The sequence below is a fragment of the Isoptericola croceus genome (genome assembly GCF_029382255.1).
GTDB lineage: Bacteria > Actinomycetota > Actinomycetes > Actinomycetales > Cellulomonadaceae > Isoptericola > Isoptericola croceus.
This window is the reverse complement of sequence record NZ_JARLLG010000217.1, coordinates 1-275: the sequence shown is the minus strand read 5'-3', so window position 1 is coordinate 275 and position 275 is coordinate 1. Positions and strand designations below refer to the sequence as shown.

Here is a 275-nt window from a genome sequence, read left to right as displayed (position 1 = left end):
ATGGCATCAAAGGCATCAGCGACTTCCTTCTTGGTGAACTTATCTCCCCAAGTCAAAAGAGCATGTTTTAATACTTCACTGCTGATGAGACCGTCTTTGTCAAAGGCCTTGAATGCATTCCTGATGACATCATCGGGGTCAGACCCTCCAGACATCCTCTGGGCGAAGAGTGTCAGCAACTGGGTGAAGTTGACTGGCCCAGGTGCTTCAGCAAGCATTTCATCAAGCTCTTTGTCAGTGACAAGCTTGCCGACCTGATCCCAAGTGGATCTGAG

At 49.1% G+C, this 275-nt stretch carries 1 protein-coding gene; it reads right to left on the bottom strand.

Translation table 11 applies throughout. The features are described from left to right. Positions 1–275 (bottom strand): EF-hand domain-containing protein (locus tag PZC42_RS21230; RefSeq protein ID WP_277214117.1); only part of this gene is annotated, 275 nt, incomplete at both ends.